Genomic DNA, 20,387 nt, shown 5'->3' on the forward strand with positions numbered 1-20,387 from the left:
GATGGAAATTGCCTCCCAAGTAGAGCTGCCCTTTCCCCGCGAGCACGTCTATCGTACCTATCGCGATCGCCTGCCTGAGTTAGTCAACTGGATGCCCAATGTGCGTAAAATTGAGGTGCAAGAGCGCAGGGAACAGCCTGAGATCTTAGAGATGGTTCTGGTCTGGCATGGGGGTGGCGAAATTCCGGCAGCGGCTCGGGCACTGCTGAGTGAGGCAATGCTCTCGTGGACGGACTACACCCATTGGGACGATCGCCACTATCTCACCCGCTGGCGCATTGCACCCCATGCCTTTACCGAGGCCATTGACTGCCAAGGGGAAAATCAATTCATTGCTGTGGGTGACTCAACAATTATCACTAGCCGAGGTCATCTACGCATTGATCCAAAACGCATTCCGGGGGTACCCTCCTTCCTAGCTGGCATGATTGCTCGCGCTGTGGAGGAGTATCTCGGCCAACGCATCGAACCCAATTTTCAGCAGTTGGCAGCCAGTGTCGCAGCATTTTTGCGTGCTCAAGGATAACGATCAGCGATGAAAATCTTGGAGCAAACGGACTATCGCTTGCGCTTGCGGGAGCGCCCTTTGCTGAGTTGGTTTATGGGTGGGGTGTTTGCTCTTGTACCTACGTTGATGCTCAGCTTCTTTCCTGTTGCAGAAATTCACTGCCAACGCCAAACCCTACCCTATGAATGTATTGCCACCACAACCTCCTTCGTGAGCCAAGAGCGGGTGAAAATTCCGCTTCCTCTACTGCGACAGGCAAAGTTGGAGGACTACATTGACAGCGAAGGCGATCGCATGTACCGCGTTGTTCTTGAAATAGCGGGCAACTCAACCATATTAGGCGTTGCCTCCTCGGAGCCGGGCGATCGCGCCGCCATGGTGCAGCAAATTAATCAGTTCTTAGCCAATCCCAATCAAACCGAACTTTCAGCGCGTGTGGACGATCGCTGGCTCATTGGGATCATTGCGGGGGTGTTCTTTCTGGTAGGGATGAGTTTCATTTCTTTCGCATCCGTCTTAACACTGGATTTGGATCGGGGCAGTGGCACCTTGACGATTCTCCATGCAAATTTTTTCCGCCGCACTCAGAAGGAATTGCACTTGCGCGCGATCAGGGACATTGCGATTGAAAGCTCCGTGGATTCTGATGGCGATCGCTTCTATCGCGTCGTGGTGCACCTCACTTCTGGCGAGACAGTTCCCCTGCGGCAGTACTACAGTAGCGGCTATGACAGCAAGAAAAAACTCGCTAATCTCCTGCGGCAGTTTCTCTATCTGCCACCTCTATAAGTCGTCCTGCGGGTGTGGCGGTGGCCTGTTGATTACACTGAAGATGATGGCATAATGCATTCACGGTCGGTGGGGTTTTGCCCTCAATTATCACTATGCAACCAACGGATCCAACAAAGTTTACTGATAAAGCATGGGAAGCCATTGTTAAGTCCCAAGATGTGGCACGGGAATATCGCAGCCAATATCTGGAAACAGAGCACTTGATGATTGCCCTCCTGCGGGAAGAGGGACTGGGGCAACTGATCTTTGAACGGGCTGATATTGACACTGAATGGGTTCTCAAGCGGCTGATGGACTTTGCCAAACAGCAACCCCGCGTGCCAACGGGAAGCGAACTCTACTGTGGCCGCAGCTTGGATGCTCTCCTTGATGAAGCCAATCGTCTGCGCCAAGAGCAAGAGGATCAGTTTATTTCGATTGAGCATCTTGTCCTCGCATTTGTGGGCGATCGCCGTATTGGTCAACGTCTGTTCCGCGCTTTGAATTGCGATCGCGAGCAGTTGGTGGCCACCGTCAAAGCCATTCGCGGCGCCCAAAAAGTCTTAGACCAAAACCCCGAAAATAAATACGCTGCCCTTGAAAAGTACGGTCGCGATCTCACCGAAGCAGCCCGCCAAGGTAAACTGGATCCGGTCATTGGCCGCGATGAGGAAATCCGCCGCGTCATTCAAGTGCTCTCGCGCCGCACTAAGAATAATCCCGTGCTCATCGGCGAACCTGGAGTTGGGAAAACAGCGATTGCCGAAGGTCTTGCCCAGCGGATTATCAATGGCGATGTACCCGAATCCCTGAAAAATCGGCGGTTGATTTCCCTTGATCTGGGGAGTCTGGTGGCGGGTGCCAAGTTTCGCGGTGACTTTGAAGATCGCCTCAAGGCGGTTCTCCACGAAGTGACCCATTCCGACGGTCAAATTGTTCTCTTTATTGATGAATTGCACACCGTGGTTGGTGCCGGTGCCAATCAAAACGCCTCGATGGATGCCAGCAACCTCCTGAAGCCGATGTTGGCGCGGGGCGAACTGCGCTGTATTGGTGCCACCACCCTAGACGAGTACCGCAAGCATATTGAGAAGGATGCTGCCCTCGAGCGTCGCTTCCAGCAGGTGTATATTGGCCAACCCAGCGTTGAGGATACAATCTCAATTTTGCGGGGTCTCAAGGATCGCTACGAAATTCACCACAACGTCAAAATTACTGACTCGGCATTGGTGGCAGCGGCGATGCTTTCGGATCGCTATATTAGCGATCGCTTTTTGCCCGACAAGGCCATTGATCTCGTGGATGAAGCGGCGGCCAAACTGAAAATGGAAATCACCACCAAGCCCGCTGAACTGGAAGCCCTTGAGCGGCGCCTGCGGCAACTGGAGATGGAAAAACTCTCCCTCAAGCAGGAGGAAAGCCTACCCCTGAGCCAAGTGCCACTGCAAGCCACCCGCGATCGCCTGCAGCGCATTGAAGAGGAAATTGCCCAACTGCAACCGCGACAACAGGCCATGCAAGCCCGCTGGCAAGCCGAAAAAGACCTCCTAGAGCGCATCAACAGCCTCAAAGAAGAGGAAGATCAGGTAAAGCTGCAAATCGAGCAAGCGGAGCGGGACTACAACCTCAACAAAGCTGCTCAACTTAAATATGGTCGCCTCGAGACGCTGCAACGGGAATTGGAAAGCACCGAAGCCCAACTTTTGGAACTTCAGGCCGAAGGTGGCACCTTTTTGCGCGATCAAGTCACCGAAGCCGACATTGCTGAAATTGTTGCCAAGTGGACGGGAATTCCGCTGCAAAAATTAATGGCCTCAGAACGGCAAAAACTCCTGCAACTGGAACAAGTCCTCCATCAGCGGGTGATTGGTCAAACCGATGCCGTGGCCGCCGTGGCCGCAGCGATTCGCCGAGCGCGAGCCGGCATGAAAGACCCTGCCCGTCCCATTGGTTCCTTTCTCTTTATGGGTCCCACGGGGGTGGGCAAAACAGAACTGGCCCGTGCTCTTGCCGAAGCCCTCTTTGATGATGAAAATGCCCTTGTGCGCATTGATATGTCGGAGTACATGGAAAAACACGCTGTCTCCCGCATGATTGGCGCACCACCGGGGTATGTCGGCTTTGACAGTGGCGGTCAACTCACGGAAGCGATTCGCCGTCGTCCCTATGCCGTGGTTCTGTTTGACGAGGTGGAAAAAGCCCATCCGGAAGTCTTTAATGTGCTCTTGCAGGTGCTCGATGATGGCCGCGTCACTGATTCCCAGGGGCGAACGGTGGACTTCCGCAATACCGTGATCATTATGACCAGCAACTTGGGCAGCGAGCATATTTTAGATTTGGCCGGGGATGACAGTCGCTATGAGGAAATGCGCCAACGGGTACTCCAAAGTGCGCAAAAGTATTTTCGCCCCGAATTTCTCAACCGCATTGATGACTTGATCCTCTTCCATGGCCTAGGGCGGGCTGAACTGGCACAGATTGCTCAAATTCAACTGCGACGGGTGGAGAAACTCCTTGCGGATCAAAAAATTCGCCTGCGCCTCACCCCGGCAGCGCTAGATCATTTGGTGGCGGTGGGCTTTGATCCAGTCTATGGGGCACGTCCTCTGAAACGCGCCATTCAACGGGAATTGGAGAACCCCCTCGCCGTGAAGATCCTTGAAGAGGTCTTTGCACCCGGCGATACGATTTTGGTAGATTTGGTCAACGGTGAGTTGACCTTTAGCCCTGCCAACCTCGCAGGTGCAGGCGATCGCGACACCGTCACCGCCTCCTCAGCCTTCAGTAATCCACTCGACGGGAAAGAAGTGTGAAAGTTATTACCATTTATCACAACAAGGGTGGTGTGGGGAAAACTACTGTTGCTGTCAACTTAGCAGCTGCCTTTCGTTGTCGGGAAAAGCGGGTTTTGGTTATTGACATGGACTCTCAAGCCAATACGACCTTTGCCACTGGCTTAATGAGTTTTCTGCTTGAAGAGGAGGATACACTGCGGGATGCTCATATCTTCCATGTGCTCAGATATGCCGATGAGTATCCCATTGAAAAAGTGGTTAGGAAATCCCAGTCTTTTAATCACCCAGAGATTGATGTTGTCCCTGCCCATATTGATTTAGTGAGCATTGAAACCCGTGATCTCCTGAAGGAGATTGATGCCATTCATCTACAACTGCTTATGAAGTTAGAAGCACTCAAGGATGCCTACGATATTGTCATCATAGATGCACCGCCAGCTTGGGATCTCTACGCCGAAATTGCCCTGATTGCCTCAGATTATCTCATTATTCCCTCAGATTTTAAGCCCTTTGCCAATCAAGGCCTAAAGTACGTCATATCGTTTGTGAAAGATATTAATCGACGATTTGCAGACTTGCGGGTCAAGTTGGGTAAAAAACCCTTGGATATTGTGGGAATTTTGCCCTCAAAAATTCATGGCCGAACTAGGAATTCAAGTAAGTTTATTGCTGTTCAAGAAGCAATTACGAATAAGTATCCTCTGAAAATTCTAGAGACAATTATCACCGAATCTGTTGACTTATCCAATAGCCTCAATGGCGTGACTGCCAGTGGCGATAGTGAAATACCAGCCCCCCAATCCATTTTTCGCTTTAAGCCCAATTCAAATTCTGCCCGTGAATTCAATGATTTGGTAGATGAACTCAATTGGATCACTCAGTCCTAGTCAGCCCTAAAATGTAATGGTCAATAGCAAACGTATTCAATTGACAGCGATTGAACTGAGCCCTGACCTTGTGCCCGCAGATCAGGGAAGGATAGAGGAACTGGCTAGTTCAATTCTGAAAGCAGGTATCTGTTTTCCACCGCTAGTGGTGCGGCGTTTGGGCGATCGCTTAGCCTGTCATCGCTTCAAACTCTTGTCAGGTCATCAGCAGTATTATGCTGCCCAAAAAGCCAATCTTAAAGAAATCAATGCCCTGATTATTGAAGAAAATGATACGCTAGAAATAGAAACTGCAATTCTCAGTCAAATTCAGTCTAACTCCACAATTTCTGAAGTAACAGAAGCACAAAACCAAGAACAAACTACAGAGCCTTTAGCTTTTGACTCACCAGCGAGCAACTCCAACGAAAATCTTACCAAGACACTCCTTCAGCAGCTTCTAGAGCAAAATCAAGCTATTTTTCAGTTCCTAAAAGAAATGGAGGCAGCCCTAGTAAACATCAATGCCAAACTAGATAACTTACCACTGCCACAGGTGTCACCCCCCACACCAACAACAACGCTATCAGGCTCCTCGGTAGATCGCAACCAACCTCAGTTAAAAATACGCTTGCTTAATCAGGGCTCCAGAGCCGAAATCCAACAGTGGCTTATAAATGCAGGAGTAGGTGAAACAAGCCGTCGAAAATATATCAAAGAGATTATTGAATTTCGTACTCAATCTCCCTTTCAGTCTCTCATTCACCTTAAAGAAATTTTGAACCTGAGGCCTCAGACCCTTACAAAACTCGAAAAGTGCCCCGTACCAGCAAGTTTGAGTTTTCTTCACTAGGCCGTGCCAGTTAACCATTGGCCACCGCATAATCCAACTGTTGCTCCCACAGCAAGGGCGATCGCTGGGTGCCATTTGAGGCGCGTAATCGCCACAAGGGAAAAGACCAAGAGCACGCTATTGAGAATGAGACTGACGGGCTGATCGAGGTGGACAATGGCAGGCGCAAGGTTAATGGCTGCTGACAACACCATACCCACCACCGCAGGATTGACCCCTGCCAAAAATTGCTTCACCCGTTGGAGATGCTTCACCACTTGATAGTAGTGGGCAAGAGCAAACATCAATAATAGGGATGGCAAAAATAAAGCCACGGTTGCCAAAAAAGCACCACCAATACCAGCAACACGGAATCCCGCAAAAGTGGCAATGACAGCGATCGGCCCTGGGGTCAATTGACTAATAGCCACACCATCAATAAATTCCTGCTGCGTCAGCCAATGTAACTGATCGATCAACAGTTGTTTCAACACGGGGATCAGGACAAAGCCACCACCAAAGAAAACAATGCCCACTTTGAGGAAGGTAAGCACTAGGGTCAGCCACTGAACGGGTTGAGAAGAGGCAGTGGCCATTTGGGCAGCTTGGTGGGGTAGGGTCTGGAGCGCTAGGGGTAAGCCAACGAGGGCGGATTTTTGGGAAGTTTGGAGTTTTGTGGTTTTTGTCGGTGGGCTGAGTTGGAGAATGAGACCAATAATGCCACCACTGCCAAGGATGAGCAAGGGATTAATGTGGGTCAAACTGCCGAGACAGGCCGCAATGGCGATCGCGATCGTGACCGTCGAGCGCACAGACTTTTGCCCCATTGACCAGACTGCTGCCAAGATGATGCCAATGACCACTGGCGTTAGCCCCGCCAGGGCACCTTGCAATGAGGGAATCGTATGAAACCCAAAATAGAGCCAAGATAGTAAAATTACCGCCACAACGGACGGCAGCAGAAAGGTCAGACTACCCAACAGACCGCCCCAAAAGCCATGGAGGCGATAACCAATAAAGAGCGCCGTATTGACTGGGAACGATCCTAGGATTTGGCTGAGGGCAACCCCATGCAGAAATTCATCAATGGCCAAGAGCCGCCGTCGCTTAACAAACTCATTTTCCATGAGGGCGATCATGGCAATTCCACCGCCAAAGCCAATACTGCCCAGTTTCAGAAATACAGCGGTCATTTCCCAGAGATTCAGAGGCAGGGGGGACGATGACTCTTCGATCTCGGACTCTAGCATGGGTTCCTCGCAATGGCTGTAGCTAATTATATTTTCTTATATTGCCATATAGTTAAATAATAAACAAGAGGGAATGAGGTCAATTGTAGATAAAGTAAAAAAATGTGAAACAAACCTTGACAGAGTCTTAGTACTTAACTTAGGATTTTGGCTAAATTATATTAGTCATAAAACTTCTTGCAAAAATTTAGACTATGCTCGACAAGCTCTCTAAATCACCGACCTACCTAAAAACCATGACCGCTATTGGCATCGTGGGTCTAATTTTTACTCTAATTGAAGAAAAAAGCAGTGAAAGTAAAGGAGATACAACGGCTGTAGACGAGGCTAGGAAACGAAGAGAGTTTATTACCAAAGCTACAGCACGGAGTTTAATCAAATTGCTTTGGAATAACAACAATCTTTAAGAGTTAAGGAACCCTGTCCATCAGTCAAGGCGCCAAGTACTGTATCTTTACAGAATCATTGACCTTAAGTCCCAATTCAGCGGCGCGGCCACCTGCCAGTTCTAAAACGGCATCGACTGGAACCCCAGATTCGTAGGTGGGGCAGGGCAGGGTTTCGCAGGGGGGCGCTGCGGGGGCGATCGCTACCACTTTACCGTCCCTAAGAAAAATCAAGTCCAAGGAAATGAGACAGTTTTTCATCCAGAAGCTAGCCACTTGAGGCGGAGAGATGGGAAACAGCATCCCGCGATCGGGGGGTAACTCCGAACGAAACATCAAGCCCAACTGCTGCTGTGCCGGCGTGCGTGCCACTTCCAACTGAATCCATGTATCGTGAATGCGCGCCTTGGCCGTAATGGGTAGATATTGCGGAATGCCGCGAACCACTTGCGGGGGTGCGGCCGGATCCCCTTGGCTCAGACTTTGACAGCCCAGCAGTAACCCCAACGTGACCAATCCCAGAACCAGCCAGCGTAACTTAGGCTTCACGGAGAACATAGCCCACTCCTCGCACTGTGTGAATCAATCGTTTTTCGCCATCGGGTTCAATCTTCAACCGCAGATAGCGAATATACACTTCAATGACGTTGGATTCTCCCAAAAAGTCATAGCCCCAGACATTTTCTAAAATTTGCTCACGGGTAAGGACTTCGCGGGGATGCTCCATGAGAAACTTCAGTAGTTCATACTCCTTCATCGTTAGATCGATCGTGCGTCCATTGCGCTCCGCCCGCCGCGTCAAGAGATCAAGGGTCAAATTATCAAATCGCAACACCTCACTTTGGGTGACTGGCGGCTTCAGATAAAGCTGAATCATTTGCAAAAAGGGCTTGGGACTATAGGGCAGCAGTAGGTAATCATCGGCACCCGACTCCAGCACCGCCACCCGATCCTCTAGGCGATCGCTCTCCAGCATCAGTAGAATTGGCAAACTAATCCCCTGCTGGCGCAACCGCTGGCACAACTCCATACTGTTGAGCCGCCCCAAATAGCGATCCATGATGATCAGGGCAGGCTGCCATTCTGCGCAGGCCAAGTGACATTCCTTTTCCGTTGTTGCAATCACGGGGTCATAGCCTGCGGCTTGGAGGTCTTGCCCCATGCGCTGTGACAAGGGGTTGTCAGCACAGACCAAAAGTAAACGTGAAGGGGGAGAATTTAGCTCCATCTCAATCATCCCTACTATGAAGAGAAGATCTTACTTTCAGCTTATGCCTTGTGGGAAAATGTTCAAAAATGCGCCCGTAGCTCAGCGGAATAGAGCACTCGCCTTCTAAGCGATTGGTCGTTGGTTCGAGTCCAACCGGGCGCGTCTAACCTGCTATCGTTGATGGGGAGCGTATTGGAGTGCAAGAATCCTCGCAATGAGTCCTAAATATCGCCGCGTATTGCTCAAATTGAGCGGTGAAGCCCTCATGGGCAACCTGAACTACGGCATTGATCCAAAAGTGGTGCAGGCATTTGCCAGCGAAATTGCTCAGGTGGTGCAAGCGGGAGTTCAAACTGCCATTGTGGTGGGGGGTGGCAATATCTTTCGTGGTATGAAAGGGGCAGCGGCTGGCATGGATCGGGCGACCGCAGACTACATTGGTATGATTGCCACCGTTATGAATGCCCTGACCCTGCAGGATGCCCTCGAACAGATGAATGTCCCTACGCGGGTACAAACTGCCATTGCTATGCAGGAGGTGGCTGAACCCTACATTCGCCGCCGCGCCATTCGCCATCTGGAAAAGGGACGGGTGGTCATCTTTGGAGCCGGGTCAGGAAATCCCTTTTTTACCACTGACACAACAGCCGCCCTGCGAGCTGCCGAAATTGATGCCGAAGTGATCTTCAAAGCCACTAAAGTCGATGGCGTCTATGATGCCGATCCCCACAAAAATCCGAATGCGCGTCGCTACCGCAGTCTCACCTACACCCATGCCCTCACCCATAACTTGGCGGTGATGGACAGTACAGCGATCGCCCTGTGTAAAGATAATGATATCCCCATTATTGTGTTTAGTTTAGAAACGGCCGGTAATATCTACCGTGCCTTGACTGGGGAACCCATTGGTACGATGGTTGGAGGCTCCTGTGAAATTAGCTGATGTCGAAGAGCGGATGCAAAAATCGGTTGAAGCAACCCAGCATGACTTTAATAGTATCCGCACGGGTCGCGCCAACGCGGCGTTATTAGACCGGGTGATGGTGGATTACTACGGCACGGAAACCCCCTTGCGCTCCTTGGCCAACATCTCTACCCCCGATGCAACCACGATTTTAATTCAACCCTACGATCGCTCCACATTGGCCAGCATTGAAAAAGCCATTCAACTCTCTGACTTAGGATTGACGCCCAACAACGATGGCTCCAGCGTCCGCCTCAATATTCCGCCCTTGACCACAGAGCGACGCAAAGAACTGGTGAAAACTGCCGCCAAAATTGCCGAAGGGGGCAAAGTTGCCATTCGCAACATCCGTCGTGATGCCATTGATCACATCAAAAAAGAGGGCAAAGCCGGCGAACTCACTGAAGACGAAGTGAAAGACTTGCAAGAGAAAGTGCAAAAGCTCACCGATAAATACATCGGTAAAATTGATGCCCTGCTCGCCGAGAAAGAAAAGGACATTATGACCGTATAGGCTAGGTGCCCGGCAAGTGCCGCAGTTCGGGACTCAGGTGCGATCGCTCCGCAAGGGCAAGGAGCAATGGCCCACGGGAGGTATATTCGACAATACTGACACTGGCTACTGGGGCAGCAATGCGATCGCGAAACCGTCCCACATCAATACCCAGAAGACCACAGAGCATAATCCGAATGGTGGCCTTGTGGGAAACCAGCAGAACATTGCCGTCGGGATACTCGCGCTCAATTTCTAAGAGAACGGCATTACTGCGGTAGTAGATGTCAATCCCCCGCTCACCCCCTGTGGGGGCATTCCAGCCCGGATCCGCCAGCCAGCGCACATAGTCATCGTGAAACTTGGCATTCACCTCTTCCGGGGAGAGGCCTTCCCACTGACCATAGTAAATTTCCCGCAGACCATCGCGAACCTGCATTTGAAGACCCACGCGATCGCACAAAAACTGTGCCGTGGCTCGAGTGCGCAACGTTGGACTGACAAAGACGGCTTGCCAAGGCAACTGGGCGTAGTGTTCGGCAAAGGCCTCAGCCATCGCTAGACCGGCATCCGTCAAGGGTGGATCCAGTTCTCCACAGTAGGCATTGACGCGACTAAAGCTAGTTTGCCCGTGGCGCAAGAAATAGAGTGTTAAGACCACAACCTTCACCCCATACCGCTAGGGGCAGCATAGTCGAGGGGCACAAACCTCGTCAACGCTGAGTCGTGTCCAATACACTCAATGTAACGCCTTGGTAATAATGCCCCAAAATTTGGTCGTAGGTGTAGCCCTGTAATGCCATACCGTAAGCCCCCCATTGACTCATGCCCAAGCCATGACCGTGACCCCGGCCAGTAATTGTAAAGGCCACTGGCACACTTTGCCCCCTTTGACTGGCCACATTGCCATACTCTGGCGTAATCGTCAGTAGGGTACTGCGCAATCCCAACACCCGCCGTAGTTCACTACCTGAAATGGTGCGGCTACCTGCTGTGCCCACCACTTGCACTGCCATGACTCGCCCTTGGGGAGTCAATTGCAAGGGCCGAAAGCCAACGATGGTACCAATACCGGGGAGGCGTTGTTGCAGTTGTGCCGCCGTGAAACGCACCGTCCACTGAAAGTTGGGGGAGATTTGGTCAAAGTCAGGGGTACCGCGCAGGTAGGGAACGGCATTTTGCCAAATGTGCTCTGAATTTTCGGTGTGACCCCCTGAGGAGGCATGGAAGACGGCTTCAATGATTTGGCCATTGTAGGTGAGCACTTGACCGCGTGTGGCGGCAACGGCAGCTAGGGTACTGGCGGTTTCTGAACTGACCCCCGGATACACCTGATGGGTGACGGTGGCACCCACATCAAAAAGACTACCGGGACGACGGCGTTCGCGATCGCGCCGAAAGAGGACAAAGGAACGGGAGGCCACCGCTTGAGCTTTGAGGGCTTCCAGCGGCCAAGAGGGATACATTTCCTTGCCCACGACACTGGGCAGATACTCCTCTAAATCCACGAGGTTGATGGCGATAATCCCCTCACTGGTACTCACCAATTGCAACCGCCCGCGATACCAGCGATCGCCCACCCGCACGAGGCCATGGTCTCGAGGTTCGAGGAAAACTTGCCGCCCCTGCACACCCCCTGCTTGTACCCCCGCCCCCGTCAGAACCGCCGTAATATTCTGCTGCGGTGCCACTGTCAGCACCCGACCCGCCTCATCCCGTAATTGCGCTGGGGTGGAGCTACTAATTGTTACTTGGCGTACCCGATCTAAAACCGCGACCCGCAATTCCACTGCTGCGGCCGTCAGTTGGAGCAGCAGGCTGATCAAGCAGCCGAGACCCAGCGACTGCGACAGAAGACGCCAACGCACAATGAGGTAAAGCATATTCTACTCCTCAGGTAGGCGGCAATGGTGACGATGCCTAGCGGTGCTCGCGCAGACCACTCCAACCAATGGTAATGAAGCCCACTGCCAATAGAAAACTACGAATTCCTACCCTGAGACGATTCACAAAGGCTTCCTGTTGCGCCCGATTCACCGCTTCCTGTTGTTGGTTGCGGATGCGCTCCCGTGCCTGACCCGCTTGTTTATCAAGGGCTTGGGGATCTTTTTGTAGCTGCTCGAGAATCGCCCGTTGATCGGGGGGGAGTTGATTGCTCTTGAGGAGTTGCTCCAGTTGACCGCTACTGGCCAGTTGTTTGATTTGCTGCTGTTCCTGATCAACCCGAATTTCTGCCTGTGCCGCCTCTTGATTAATTTGGTTGACCGCCTGTTCCGTAATTTGCCCCGTAATCGATAGGTAGAGGGGAATCCCCAGCAGGCAGAGCAATCCTAGCAAACTCGAGAGGACAAAGACCCAAAATCGCCAATCCTTGAGGGCAGGTTCCCCCGGCTCCGGCTGCGTCGTACTGCCAGAAACCGCTTGAATCCAAAAGCCAGTGTAGATAAAGACAAACCCAATCAAGGGGGTGGCACCGCGCTCAATGAATTGGTTAACGACCGTGAGTTGCCACTGGCTGTTATTGAACTGGGGAGTAATAAAGAGAATGCTCCACTCGACCAAAAAGGTGAGGAGCAGGATGATTCCCACCAATTTTAGGAACTGAGCCGCCAAGGGGACAGGTCGCTTGGTTGATTTTGAAGCAGTCATGGACTGTGAGTGACTCGTCAACTACTGCATCAACCTTACTGGATTTTGGGGTCGTTGATTCATCTTGGACGCATTGACTCGCCTGTGGTGCTGCTATCTTTGGCTACCGCAACCTTGGTATACTCCAATTGTGCATGGCGCTGATGCGGCTGGGCTGCTTCTCCCCAGTATTGCTCGTTTGCCATCCCTTTGCGCATTGAGGCACAACAAATCCATGGTCATTGTGGCAGTCTTAGCGGCAGGACGAGGCACACGGATGAAATCCTCGCTGCCAAAAGTTCTCCATCCCCTAGGTGGGCGATCGCTGGTGGGCTGGGTTTTGCACCAAGTTCAATCTCTGCAACCGCAACGGCAGTTTGTGATCATTGGTTATGGAGGCGACACAGTGCGGGCTGCCTTAGCGGATCAACCCCACGTGGAGTTTGTCGAGCAGCGCGAACAACTGGGAACGGGTCATGCGGTACAGCAGCTTTTGCCCCACCTCAAGGACTATGAAGGCCATCTTTTGGTACTCAATGGCGATGTGCCCCTCTTGCGTGGGGAGACGCTGGCGAAGTTGCTCGCAGTCCACCAGAAACACAACAATGCGGCCACGATTTTAACGGCACAAATTCCCAACCCCCAGGGCTATGGCCGTGTGATTTGTGACAGTCAGAATATCTTGAAGCAAATTATTGAAGACCGTGACTGCACCACAGCCCAAAAGCAAAACCGCCGCATCAATGCTGGGGTGTATTGTTTCCACTGGCCCCAACTGGCTGCTGTGTTGCCCCATCTCCAATCCAACAATGATCAGCAGGAATACTACCTCACCGATGCCGTCAATGCCCTCAGTCCTGTGATGGCGGTGGACGTGGAAGACTATGAGGAAATTTTGGGCGTTAACGATCGCGTGCAGTTGGCGGCAGCCTATCAAGTGCTGCAAAATCGCATCAAAACTGCTTGGATGCAGGCGGGGGTGACCCTGATTGATCCGGCCAGCATTACCATTGAGGACACCGTGGAGCTGGCTCCCGATGTGGTGATTGAACCCCAAACTCACCTGCGCGGCCAAACCCGTATTGGCAGTGGTAGCATCATTGGCCCCGGCACTTTGATTGAAAACAGTGTGATTGGCGAACGGGTGACGGCTCGCTATGCCGTGATTAGCGACAGTGAGATTGGCCATGATACCCAAGTGGGGCCTTTTGCCCACATCCGCCAGCAAAGCCTGGTTGCCGATCACTGCCGCATTGGTAACTTTGTCGAGCTAAAAAAAGCGCAGTTGGGCAGTGACACCAAGGCCTCTCATCTGTCCTACCTAGGCGATGCCACCTTGGGCGATCGCGTCAATATCGGGGCAGGAACCATTACCGCCAACTACGACGGCGTGCGCAAGCACCCCACCCATATCGGTAGCGGCACCAAGACCGGGGCTAACAGTGTTTTAGTGGCTCCGGTAACCCTCGGCGAAAATGTTACGGTGGCGGCGGGTTCAACGGTGACAGAAGATGTACCGGCTAATGCCCTTGTCATTGCCCGCTGTCGTCAAGTGGTCAAGCCCAACTGGCACCCCAAAGCCTAGCCCGCCCCACAGCAGGGTTCAATGCCCAGCCGCCGCAGGAGCAGATCACTCACCGCATTAGCAACCGCAAACTCGCTATAGAAGCTTTGGGAAAAATCAAACTCTTGCAACTCCGTGACCAGAGCCAAGAGAATGCCGCCAAGATCATGCTCCCCTTCCAGCCGCTGACGGCGGTACACTTGGGCGGCTCGCTGGGCGATCGCCAGATTCACAGCTTCTGGCAAATACTCGGTGTTGAGCCAATCGAGAAGAGCTGCCTCCAACCATGCCGCATCCGCAGTGCAGTCACCACAAGGGGGAAGCTGAATCGGCGGAATCGGGGTACTCATGGCAGAGTCCTAAACTCGTCTGATTATGTTCATCTTATAACTTGAACTAAGCAATGGGCGATACTGGATTCGAACCAGTGACCCCTTCCGTGTGAAGGAAGTGCGCTACCACTGTGCTAATCGCCCTAGTTCAGACAATTCTTAATCATATCTTGGATTGCAGGTTTTTGTAAATTGCCTTAAACAACGCTGCGGCAAATTTCATCAAAGGTTGCGGCGGGATCCGCTGCTTGTAAAATCGGACGGCCAATTACAAGGTAAGAGGCACCAGCAGCAAAGGCGGCATTGGGCGTCAGCGATCGCGCTTGATCCCCTGTGGCAGTACCAAGGGGGCGAATCCCCGGACAAATTCTCAAGAACTCCTCTCCGCAGCGTTGTTTTACCCGTGCCGCCTCCTGAGGAGAGCAGACAATGCCCGCCAGTCCCGCTTGATGGGCTAGATCAGCCATGCGTTCAACATAGGTGGCCGGATCAAGGGGAATCTGGAGTTCTTGCTGCAGGGTGTTTGCGTCAATGCTGGTGAGCAAGGTCACCCCAATGAGTTGGGTGGCGTTTTCCCCTAGAGCCGCCTGCGCGCTTTTCAGACCCGCTAATCCCGTTGCCGCATGGATAGTCACAAAGTCCACGCCATAGGGGGCGATCGCCCGGGCTGCGGCGGCCACCGTATTGGGAATATCGTGGAGCTTCAAATCGAGAAAGATACGCTTCCCCTGATCCTTGAGGACATCGAGAATAATCGGCCCGCTGGCACAAAAGAGTTCTAGCCCCACCTTCCAAAATTGCACTTGGGGCAGCGTATGAATAGTGGCGATCGCGACCTCCAAATTGGGCACATCCAAGGCCACAATAATTTTGCTGGCAACAGCCTCTTGAGAATTAAACAAGTCTCTTGGATCTCCTCAGACGATTCACAGGGGACGGCGCACACAGCGCAACAACCACAGCGCCACAATAATACCCGTCAACTGAGCGGCAATCGTATTCACCTTCGCCTGAATCACAAAAATCTCCAACGGCTCAATCAAGACATTAGTGGCATAGACCGCCGCCCCTTGGGGAATTGACAGCACCTTGAGCAACAACATGCCCACATTCCACTCTGCGGCAGCCACCGTAAAAATCATGCCCGCAATATTTACCCAGAGACCAATATTCAAACTGCGGATCACGTGCTCCTTGGTCGGGCGTTTTTCTGGGCGATCCAAGCGTCGTCCCAGTTGCGGATAGCGATAGCAGCAGTAAATACTCACGCCCAAAAACACTAGACCAATAATCGCCAGCACTAAGCCCAGTGTGGGACTATTCATGCCATTTTGCGGACGATTGATATTGAATTGGCGACTAAAGATAACAATGATAATAATCAACAGCGAGACAAAGCCAAGGACGACCTGTGTCCAAAAGCCAATCCAGCCAAAGCGTTGCAGTTCACGGCCAAGACGGTGGAGAGGCTGGGTCGTACTTCGATGGGATGGTGGGGGGGCATTACTGGGAAGACGTTCCATGGTCGGGTGAGGAAGAGGGCTTAGGCTTGATCATAGCGAACGGTCATGAGGTGCCGCCAAGTAGGAACACCAATCGCTCCAACTGCCCGCATAGAGCTTGGTTTGATGCAGGCCAGCGATCGCCAGCCCCAAAATATCCACACAGGCCGTTACCCCCGATCCGCAATAGACAATAATTTGCTCAGCCTCAGCCAAAGGCTGCCAGTGGGCTTGCAGTTCCGCCACAGATTTCAGGCGCCCCTGTGCATCGGAGATGGCCTGCCACGGATAATTCACTGCTCCGGGAATATGACCCGCGATCGGATCAATGGGTTCAATTTCACCGCGATAGCGACGGGGTTCGCGGGCATCCACAATCACTGTCTGGGGGTCAGCTTGAGCAGCCATCACGCCAGTCCGATCCACCACCCACTGCGAATGAGGATGGGGCTGGAAATTGCCCGGTCGAGGCGAGGGAACCTCAGGGGTTGTCGGATACCCGGCTTCGACATAGGCGCGATAGCCACCATCAAGCACCGCTGCGCGATCGTGTCCCAGCCAACGTAAGAGCCACCAGCAGCGAGCGGCATAGGCAAACCGCGAATCATCGTAGGCCACCACCAAGGTGTCTGGGGTAATCCCCATTTGATTGAGCCGTGCTGCCAACTTCTCTGGATCGGGTAGGGGATGACGCCCGCCACGCTCTTGCCGAGGGCTGGAGAGATCCTGCTCTAGGTCGAGATAGTAGGCTCTTGGAATGTGCCCCTGATCATACTCCCGTTGCCCGCGGGTGATGTCCATGAGGTCAAAGCGGCAATCCACAATCACCACTGTGGGATCGGCCAAATGCTCAGCCAACCAAGACGCCGTTACGGCATAGGGGATCATAGCGGCCGTGGGTTTAGGCGCGCCATTTCACTTTGGGCAGAATGTGATTAACATCCACCCGGTCTTTGTACTTGATGGCAAAGTTCAGCAGGGAGTCGAGGAGCGAATCCGACAGGTAGTGGGGTTGCAGTCCCAAATCCAGCAGTTTGGTGTTTTTGGCGTTGAAGTAGTGCTCTTCTTTTTCAACACGGGGGTTTTCGAGGTGCTGGATTTCCACCTTGAGGCCGAGGGCTTTACCCGCTTCTTGGACTTTGTGGGCAAGGTCACCGACACTAAATTGTTCTGTGAATTGGTTGAGGACGCGGAATTCACCCGGTGCGGCGGGGTTGTTAACGGCCAATTCGATACAACGCACGGTATCGCGAATATCCAAGAAACCGCGAGTTTGCCCGCCCTTGCCATAAACCGTCAGGGGATGACCAATGGCAGCTTGAATACAGAAGCGGTTCAGGGCGGTGCCAAAGATGCTGTCGTAGTCAAGGCGGTTGATCAACAGTTCGTCCATGCCCGTTTCTTCGGTGAGCACGCCATAGACCACCCCTTGGTTCAAATCGGTGGCGCGCAGTCCCCAAATGCGGCAGGCAAAGTGGATGTTGTGGCTATCGTGAACTTTACTGAGGTGATAGAAGCTACCGGGCTGCTTGGGATAGGGCAATGTATCCTTGCGACCATTGTGCTCAATGGTGATGTAGCCCTCTTCAATGTCAATGTTGGGGGTGCCGTATTCACCCATCGTGCCCAGTTTGACAAGGTGGCAGTCAGGGTTGTGGGTATGGATGGCGTACAGCAGGTTGAGGGTGCCGACAACATTATTGACTTGGGTAAAGACGGCGTGCTCCCGGTCAATCATGGAGTAGGGGGCGGAGCGTTGTTCGCCAAAGTGGACGATCGCCTCGGGCTGAAACTCCAGCATGGCACGCTCAAGGAAGTGATAGTTACAAATATCGCCAATATAAAGGCCAATTTTCTTGCCAGTGAGATCCTGCCAGCGTTGCAGACGGTGCTGAATGGGGGCGATCGGGGTGAGGGTCTCGACACAGAGTTCGGCATCCCAGTGGCGCCGAATCAAGCTATCCAAAATCGCCACATCATGGCCACGATTTGAAAGGTAGAGGGCTGTCGCCCAGCCGCAATAACCATCACCGCCAATTACGAGGACTCTCATGCTAACCGTGCTGAAATCGATAATTACTCCGCCAGCCATTGAATGGCTTCCATACCACGTTACCAGTAATGGGGACATCGGTGATCCATTGGGTTAGAATTCGGGGGCGCGAGTTTCACTCTCAGAAAAGATATGTAATTTAATGGTTTGTCCCGCTAAGTCAATTTGCACAATATCGCCAGAAAGAAAATCCAAGGCTTCTAATAGGGCTTGTAATTGCGGTGTGCTGGCACCCGATTCTTGGTAGAGGCGATCGCTCAAATGGCTGAGGCGCTGCCACGTGGTATAAAGCCGAGCAATGGTACTTTCCAGTTGGGCGGCCTGCTGCAGGAGATCGGCAACGGTTTGCAGTTGCTCAAGGCGCTGGGCTTCGATCAGGACTTGTTCCAGATCCACAGGGTGGGTCTTGAGGGCTTGAATTTGGGGAGCGGCCTCAAGATAGCGGCTGAGTTGGCGAGCCGTCGCCGTGATTTCCTTAACCGTTTCCACACTGGGATCGCTGGCCAGTTCTTGGGAGAGTTCCTGCTGCTGTTGGGGGGGGAGCTTTTCTAATTCTTTGACTAAGGGGGCAACGTAGCGGGGGGCAAGGGTGCGATCGCTGGCCTTTTGGCGCACCACTGGCGGTAAGAGATCAGAGTGCAGAGCCGTCCATTCCGCTTGGAGTTGGCGCACTTCACGGTGGGTAATGCGATCGCCCGCTGCTGCGGCTTGGGTAATCAGGGCTTGCACCTCAGGATCCGCTGCGGCGGTTTCCAAAAAGGCGCGTTTACTAAAGCGAGAAATGGCTTCGGGAGGCAGGGGACGTTCCTTGAGCAATTCATCGGCGCGATCGGCCAACTGAATCAAATCATCGGCACGGCGTTTACTAATTTCGTGTTCCTGGAGCCACTGCTGAAAGCCAATACCCCGCTCATCCCCTTGATGGCGATAGCGATCGCGCACCGCCCGTAGAATTTGCCCCCGCCAGATCTCTGTTTGTAGATCAAAGCGCTCACACACCTGCCACGCTTGGCGCACCTGTTGAAGAAATTCCTCCTCAGAGAGGGGAGTATCCGCAGCCGGAATGGGCAAAACAAAGTCAGGCGTTGGCTCCATTGGTCGGCGAAAACCACAGCTTCAGCAGTATAGCCTATCCCAAACAGTAGAGATAACCATCCCGTGCGGCAATATAGACCTTGCCGTCCCAAACAACAGGTGAAATTCGCTGTCATCGGGAACCCGCGTTTGGGCTTCACGCCATTAGCGGAGGGTCAAACTGGCTACCAAGCCTGCATTTCCCCAGAGGAGTAAGCGGTTGATTTGGCGACGTTTCACTGACAGACTCTGTCCCAAGAATTGACCACGCTCAAAACCCTAGTAGAAGAACATTTCACCGTGTACCCCATATGTTAGAAAGGGGCGTTGAATTGCTTAGGATTGAACTATCGCGTTGACGGGAACTCTGATGACCACAGTATTGGAGCCAGCGGTCACGTACCTCACTCCGGAAGCTTACTTAGCTCAAGAAGTGGTGGCAACGGAACGTCATGAGTATCGCCAAGGAGAACTTTACACTATGCCCGGGGGCAGCGTTAATCATAATGAGTTGGTTCGTTCCTTAACTGTTCTGTTGAGTTTGGCACTCAAGGGACAGCCCTACCGCGTCTTTGTCACAGATCAACGCCTCTGGATTCCGGAAACGCAGTCGTACTACTATCCTGATGTCATGGTGACGCCGAAGCCGGTGCCCTTGGTGGCGGGACGCAACGATGTGGTGATGCAGCCGATTTTCATTGCTGAGGTTTTATCGCCTTCGACAGCGGATCGCGATCGCGGGACAAAATTTTTCGACTATCGCCAGATTCCAACCCTGCAAGAATATCTCCTGATTAGCCAAGATCGCCCCTTTGTTGAACAATATTTGCGGCAGGCTGAATATCAATGGCTGCTCACGATTTGGCAAGATATTACGCAGGAACTACTACTGCCCTCGTTACAGACTTCCTTAAAACTCAGTGATCTCTATGCAGACGTTGAGTTAGGTGAGTCCTAAAAAGAATTCCTTGACTTCCCTGTGCCATGCCTTACCCATCTCACCAGCGTGGGCTATGGCGATATTACTCCCACAAGTCCTTTAGCGATGGCGATCGCCAATCTTGAGGCCATTTTTGGTCAAATGTATTCAGCAATTGTCATGGCGCGGCTTGTCAGTCAATATCTGAATAGTCCCAACCCCAACTAAGTCTTGCGCAAA

General features: G+C 52.5%; 23 protein-coding genes and 2 tRNA genes. 11 read left to right on the forward strand and 14 right to left on the reverse strand.

What is annotated here, in order from left to right; all coding sequences use genetic code 11:
* Position 1: 1 nt before the first annotated feature.
* From RHJ80_RS10470 to RHJ80_RS10490, 5 genes are all read left to right on the forward strand, one after another.
* Entirely contained in the window at positions 2–526 is a 525-nt protein-coding gene (locus RHJ80_RS10470; protein WP_206200117.1) for an SRPBCC family protein, read from the forward strand.
* Positions 527–535: 9 nt separating this feature from the next.
* Positions 536–1,297 carry a hypothetical protein gene (locus RHJ80_RS10475; RefSeq protein WP_310800939.1) on the forward strand — a complete coding sequence of 254 codons (762 nt, stop codon included), beginning with the start codon at positions 536–538 and terminating at the stop codon, positions 1,295–1,297.
* A 95-nt stretch (positions 1,298–1,392) separates the two neighbouring features.
* Positions 1,393–4,092, forward strand: a complete 2,700-nt coding sequence (gene clpB, locus RHJ80_RS10480; RefSeq protein ID WP_310800940.1) for an ATP-dependent chaperone ClpB — start codon at positions 1,393–1,395, stop codon at positions 4,090–4,092.
* Complete coding sequence (locus RHJ80_RS10485) at positions 4,089–4,961, forward strand: AAA family ATPase (protein WP_310800941.1); 873 nt, start codon at positions 4,089–4,091, stop codon at positions 4,959–4,961. The genes clpB and RHJ80_RS10485 overlap by 4 nt, the downstream gene beginning before the upstream one ends.
* Positions 4,962–5,001: 40 nt before the next feature.
* Positions 5,002–5,793 (forward strand): ParB N-terminal domain-containing protein, encoded by a 792-nt coding sequence (locus RHJ80_RS10490; protein WP_310800942.1) that lies wholly within the window; start codon positions 5,002–5,004, stop codon positions 5,791–5,793.
* On the opposite strand, the gene chrA is transcribed toward RHJ80_RS10490, so the two are convergent.
* From chrA to nblR, 3 genes are all read right to left on the reverse strand, one after another.
* Positions 5,790–7,022, reverse strand: coding sequence for a chromate efflux transporter (chrA, locus tag RHJ80_RS10495; protein ID WP_310800943.1), 1,233 nt, complete (start codon positions 7,020–7,022; stop codon positions 5,790–5,792). The genes RHJ80_RS10490 and chrA overlap by 4 nt on opposite strands.
* Positions 7,023–7,453: 431 nt before the next feature.
* Positions 7,454–7,966 (reverse strand): DUF192 domain-containing protein, encoded by a 513-nt coding sequence (locus RHJ80_RS10500; RefSeq protein ID WP_310743019.1) that lies wholly within the window; start codon positions 7,964–7,966, stop codon positions 7,454–7,456.
* The gene (gene nblR, locus RHJ80_RS10505; protein ID WP_149819255.1) at positions 7,947–8,636 is read right to left on the reverse strand and encodes a response regulator transcription factor NblR; all 690 of its coding nucleotides are present in this window, start codon (positions 8,634–8,636) and stop codon (positions 7,947–7,949) included. Before nblR ends, RHJ80_RS10500 begins: the two co-directional genes overlap by 20 nt.
* Before the next feature lie 70 nt (positions 8,637–8,706).
* Here nblR and RHJ80_RS10510 point away from each other — a divergent pair.
* The 3 genes from RHJ80_RS10510 to frr all read left to right on the forward strand — a co-directional run bounded on the left by RHJ80_RS10510 (position 8,707) and on the right by frr (position 10,096).
* Positions 8,707–8,780: transfer RNA gene (locus RHJ80_RS10510), tRNA-Arg, on the forward strand.
* A gap of 52 nt (positions 8,781–8,832) precedes the next feature.
* On the forward strand, positions 8,833–9,561 hold the full coding sequence (gene pyrH / locus RHJ80_RS10515) for a UMP kinase (RefSeq protein ID WP_206200124.1): 729 nt from the start codon (positions 8,833–8,835) through the stop codon (positions 9,559–9,561).
* Positions 9,548–10,096, forward strand: a complete 549-nt coding sequence (frr, locus tag RHJ80_RS10520) for a ribosome recycling factor (protein WP_149819259.1) — start codon at positions 9,548–9,550, stop codon at positions 10,094–10,096. The genes pyrH and frr overlap by 14 nt, the downstream gene beginning before the upstream one ends.
* A 1-nt stretch (position 10,097) precedes the next feature.
* Here the strand turns inward: frr and RHJ80_RS10525 are convergent, their stop codons facing one another.
* The 3 genes from RHJ80_RS10525 to RHJ80_RS10535 are packed head-to-tail and all read right to left on the reverse strand — an operon-like array spanning position 10,098 to position 12,724.
* Positions 10,098–10,736, reverse strand: coding sequence for a histidine phosphatase family protein (locus tag RHJ80_RS10525; RefSeq protein ID WP_310800944.1), 639 nt, complete (start codon positions 10,734–10,736; stop codon positions 10,098–10,100).
* Positions 10,737–10,788: 52 nt separating this feature from the next.
* A complete protein-coding gene (locus RHJ80_RS10530) occupies positions 10,789–11,958 on the reverse strand; it encodes a SpoIID/LytB domain-containing protein (protein WP_302678264.1) in 1,170 nt (389 codons plus the stop codon).
* Between the two features lie 37 nt (positions 11,959–11,995).
* The gene (locus tag RHJ80_RS10535; protein ID WP_310800945.1) at positions 11,996–12,724 is read right to left on the reverse strand and encodes an HpsJ family protein; all 729 of its coding nucleotides are present in this window, start codon (positions 12,722–12,724) and stop codon (positions 11,996–11,998) included.
* Positions 12,725–12,938: 214 nt separating this feature from the next.
* Between RHJ80_RS10535 and glmU the strand changes: the two genes are divergently transcribed.
* Positions 12,939–14,288 (forward strand): bifunctional UDP-N-acetylglucosamine diphosphorylase/glucosamine-1-phosphate N-acetyltransferase GlmU, encoded by a 1,350-nt coding sequence (gene glmU, locus RHJ80_RS10540; protein WP_310743022.1) that lies wholly within the window; start codon positions 12,939–12,941, stop codon positions 14,286–14,288.
* Here the strand turns inward: glmU and RHJ80_RS10545 are convergent.
* From RHJ80_RS10545 to RHJ80_RS13215, 8 genes are all read right to left on the reverse strand, one after another.
* On the reverse strand, positions 14,285–14,617 hold the full coding sequence (locus RHJ80_RS10545; RefSeq protein WP_250681830.1) for a hypothetical protein: 333 nt from the start codon (positions 14,615–14,617) through the stop codon (positions 14,285–14,287). The two genes, glmU and RHJ80_RS10545, sit on opposite strands and share 4 nt — an antisense overlap.
* Before the next feature lie 54 nt (positions 14,618–14,671).
* Positions 14,672–14,743: transfer RNA gene (locus RHJ80_RS10550), tRNA-Val, on the reverse strand.
* A 53-nt stretch (positions 14,744–14,796) separates the two neighbouring features.
* Positions 14,797–15,501: an orotidine-5'-phosphate decarboxylase gene (gene pyrF / locus RHJ80_RS10555; RefSeq protein WP_310743768.1), complete on the reverse strand. Its 705-nt coding sequence runs from the start codon at positions 15,499–15,501 to the stop codon at positions 14,797–14,799.
* 24 nt (positions 15,502–15,525) lie between these two features.
* Positions 15,526–16,122: a DUF3611 family protein gene (locus tag RHJ80_RS10560; RefSeq protein WP_302678267.1), complete on the reverse strand. Its 597-nt coding sequence runs from the start codon at positions 16,120–16,122 to the stop codon at positions 15,526–15,528.
* 30 nt (positions 16,123–16,152) lie between these two features.
* Positions 16,153–16,989, reverse strand: coding sequence for a sulfurtransferase (locus tag RHJ80_RS10565; protein ID WP_310800946.1), 837 nt, complete (start codon positions 16,987–16,989; stop codon positions 16,153–16,155).
* A gap of 13 nt (positions 16,990–17,002) precedes the next feature.
* Positions 17,003–18,154 carry an NAD-dependent epimerase/dehydratase family protein gene (locus tag RHJ80_RS10570; RefSeq protein WP_310438512.1) on the reverse strand — a complete coding sequence of 384 codons (1,152 nt, stop codon included), beginning with the start codon at positions 18,152–18,154 and terminating at the stop codon, positions 17,003–17,005.
* 93 nt (positions 18,155–18,247) lie between these two features.
* Complete coding sequence (locus RHJ80_RS10575) at positions 18,248–19,249, reverse strand: hypothetical protein (RefSeq protein WP_206200132.1); 1,002 nt, start codon at positions 19,247–19,249, stop codon at positions 18,248–18,250.
* A gap of 34 nt (positions 19,250–19,283) precedes the next feature.
* Positions 19,284–19,355, reverse strand: a complete 72-nt coding sequence (locus RHJ80_RS13215; RefSeq protein WP_206201689.1) for a PQQ-binding-like beta-propeller repeat protein — start codon at positions 19,353–19,355, stop codon at positions 19,284–19,286.
* 243 nt (positions 19,356–19,598) lie between these two features.
* Here RHJ80_RS13215 and RHJ80_RS10580 point away from each other — a divergent pair, with 243 nt between their 5' ends.
* Together RHJ80_RS10580 and RHJ80_RS10585 are read left to right on the forward strand one after the other, a co-directional pair.
* Positions 19,599–20,186 (forward strand): Uma2 family endonuclease, encoded by a 588-nt coding sequence (locus tag RHJ80_RS10580; RefSeq protein WP_310800947.1) that lies wholly within the window; start codon positions 19,599–19,601, stop codon positions 20,184–20,186.
* Positions 20,187–20,207: 21 nt separating this feature from the next.
* Entirely contained in the window at positions 20,208–20,375 is a 168-nt protein-coding gene (locus RHJ80_RS10585) for a potassium channel family protein (protein ID WP_310800948.1), read from the forward strand.
* Positions 20,376–20,387 lie beyond the last annotated feature (12 nt).

The sequence above is a fragment of the Thermosynechococcus sp. QS41 genome, assembly GCF_031583515.1.
Classification (GTDB): domain Bacteria; phylum Cyanobacteriota; class Cyanobacteriia; order Thermosynechococcales; family Thermosynechococcaceae; genus Thermosynechococcus.